Source organism: Massilia genomosp. 1 (assembly GCF_011682185.1).
Lineage (GTDB): Bacteria > Pseudomonadota > Gammaproteobacteria > Burkholderiales > Burkholderiaceae_D > Telluria_A > Telluria_A rubra.
Genome location: NZ_WHJF01000614.1, coordinates 1 through 252, shown reverse-complemented (window position 1 = coordinate 252; position 252 = coordinate 1). Strand labels below are relative to the sequence as shown.

Below are 252 nucleotides of genomic sequence, written 5' to 3'. Positions count from 1 at the left end.
GCCGCCGACCGGACCTCATGCACGAGCTTCCTCGCCAACTGCATGCGCTTGCTACTGCATTCGGCCGCCTATATCCTGCACCAGCAACTGCGCACCCAGGCACTGCGGCACACCGCGCTGTCGCAGGTGTTAGCGGGCTTGTAAAAGCGCGCAAATCTGGGTGCCATTGCGCGTGGCTTTTCGCCATGCGCGCGGCCGTAGACGCCTGCCGCGGGCTCCCACTGGGGGAAGATCGTTCCCCAGCGGGCTTGA

General features: G+C 65.5%; 1 pseudogene. It reads left to right on the top strand.

Going from position 1 to position 252, the window contains the following annotated elements:
* Positions 1–123 (top strand): annotated as a pseudogene (locus tag F1735_RS35065) (transposase); the annotation flags it as partial.
* Positions 124–252: the final 129 nt, after the last annotated feature.